We start from the raw sequence: 2534 nt of genomic DNA, 5'->3' as shown, positions 1-2534 counted from the left end.
ATATCTCACCATATCTAAATTCTTTTTTGACCAGACAGGTATGACCCAAAGGCCTTTATTCTTCGTTGCCATACTTGTTATGATAATTGGATCTCAACTTTTTCTTGCAGGTTTTTTGGGCGAACTGGTTTCAAGAAATGGCGCAGAAAGAAACCATTATTTGATAGAAGATAGAATTAACTAAGCAACTATTCTATGGCCCGATTTCATTATTAAAATTCCTTTTTTATATTGTCAGTCGAAATTGAAAAATCCGTTGTCATTATAGGACCTGCCCACCCGCTCAGAGGTGGTCTCGCTTCCTATGATGAAAGGCTCGCAAAAGCGTTTATGGATAACGGTTATAATACTGCCATCTACACATTTTCATATCAATATCCGTCCTTTCTTTTCCCTGGTACCACACAATATTCCAATGAACCAGCCCCGAAGGGTATTTCCATTAAAATTAAAATTAATTCAGTTAATCCGCTCAACTGGATCTTTGTGGGCAATGAATTAAAAAAATTAAAGCCCGATATCATTATAGTAAGATACTGGCTTCCGTTTATGGGACCGTGTCTCGGCACCATTTTAAGAAGAGTAAAAAAAAATCGCCACACAAAAGTTGTTTGTATTGCCGACAATGTCTTCCCACACGAAAAGCGTCCCGGCGATAAACTTTTTACAAAATATTTTTTGAAGCCGGTTGATGGTTTTATTACCATGAGCGAAAAAGTCCTGCAGGATTTACATCAATTTGCGAAAGCGAAACCAGCCCGATTTGTTCCGCATCCGTTGTATGATAATTTTGGTGAAAAAATCAGTAAAGAAGAAGCGAGGAAAAAACTCGATATTGATACAGGCGCAAGGGTAATTTTATTTTTTGGATTTATCAGAAAGTATAAGGGACTTGATGTGTTACTGCGGGCAATGAAATTAATAAAACAAATTCCTTCTGTGCAAAACATTAAACTATTAATAGCAGGTGAGTTTTATGAAGATGCTGCTAACTATAGCGAATTATTAAAAGACGGTACTATTAAAAACAATCTCATTATCCATACTGAATTTATTCCGGACAGCATGGTTAAGTACTACTTATGCGCTGCGGATTGCGTCGTGCAGCCCTACAGGAACGCCACGCAGAGCGGCGTAACGCCTCTCGCTTATCACTTCGAAATACCAATGATCGTTACAAATGTGGGAGGCCTTCCATCTTTAGTTCCGGATAAAATAGTGGGTTTGGTTGCCGAACCAAATGCTGAAAGCATAGCAGAAAAAGTTAAAGAATACTTTGATTTGGGAGAAGAATTTTTTTTACCTCACCTTCGTGAAGAAAAGAAAAAATATGGCTGGGACAATTTAGTGAAAGCTATAACCGAAATTCTTCAATAACTAAATTATTTGAGAGTTTCAATATTTTTCTAAAATTTAGAATTAAAAATGATTTACAGAAGTAAAGCTCCTTTGCGTATAGGCCTTGCCGGTGGTGGTACAGACGTAAGCCCCTACAGTGATCAATTTGGCGGCGCCATATTAAACGCAACCGTTTCTCTTTTTGCTTATGCCAACATAGAACCACTCGATGAAAATGTTATTATAGTTGAGGCGCTTGACCGGAAAGAAGAACAGCGCTTCACATTTGCGACCTCTTTACCAATTGATGGAACGTTAGATTTATTAAAGGGCGTTTACAACCGTATTCAAAAAGATTTTGGATTGCCCGTATCAGGTTTTCGTCTATCCACTTTTGTTGATGCACCTGCTGGCTCCGGCCTTGGTACTTCATCAACTTTGGTAGTTGCTATCATTGGCGCCTTTGTTGAAATGCTGAAACTCCCGTTAGGAGATTATGACATTGCTCATCTCGCTTACCAGATAGAAAGAGAAGATTTACAATTGGCCGGCGGAAAACAGGATCAATATGCTGCTATGTTTGGCGGTGTAAACTTTATGGAATTTTATGAAGGTGATAAAGTAATCGTAAATCCATTGCGCATTAAGTCGCAATATTTGCACGAGCTTGAAAATAATTTGGTTTTATACTTTACGGCTAACAGCCGCGAAAGCGCGGCCATCATTAAGGAGCAGGTGAAAAATGTAAATAGCAAGAATGAAAAAAGTATTGAAGCCATGCACCAGTTGAAAGAACAAGCCCGCATGATGAAGGAGGCATTGTTAAAAGGAAAGCTGAACGAATTTGGCGAAATTCTTGATTTTGGGTTTCAGCAGAAACGAAAGATGGCAAATAATATCAGTAATAGTCGTATTGAAGAAATATATAAAGCAGCAAAAAAAGCAGGTGCGACAGGTGGTAAAATAAGTGGCGCAGGCGGCGGTGGATTTATGATATTTTATTGCCCGGGAAATACCCATCATGCCGTTATAGAAGAATTAAATAAATTTGGCGGGGAAGTAAAGAATTATACGTTCACCAAATTCGGCTTAACAACCTGGTGCGCTTAAACAAATAATTAAATGGACAAAATAAAAAATATTATTCAATCGTCAATTGATGTAAAACAGTTAATTCTGGCTGATGATAAATTGCT

At 38.0% G+C, this 2534-nt stretch carries 2 protein-coding genes and 1 pseudogene; all 3 read left to right on the top strand.

Annotated features, from left to right (window positions below; all coding sequences use genetic code 11):
• A pseudogene (locus ACO1O5_RS10165) lies at positions 1-184 on the top strand (glycosyltransferase); the annotation flags it as partial.
• Between the two features lie 47 nt (positions 185-231).
• Positions 232-1377 (top strand): glycosyltransferase, encoded by a 1146-nt coding sequence (locus tag ACO1O5_RS10160; protein ID WP_486269846.1) that lies wholly within the window; start codon positions 232-234, stop codon positions 1375-1377.
• A 48-nt stretch (positions 1378-1425) separates the two neighbouring features.
• Positions 1426-2448 carry a GHMP family kinase ATP-binding protein gene (locus ACO1O5_RS10155; protein WP_486269844.1) on the top strand — a complete coding sequence of 341 codons (1023 nt, stop codon included), beginning with the start codon at positions 1426-1428 and terminating at the stop codon, positions 2446-2448.
• Positions 2449-2534: the final 86 nt, after the last annotated feature.

This window comes from Ginsengibacter sp. (assembly GCF_057362405.1).
Note: the sequence above shows the minus strand (reverse complement) of the source record. Positions and strands in the feature narration are given on the sequence as shown.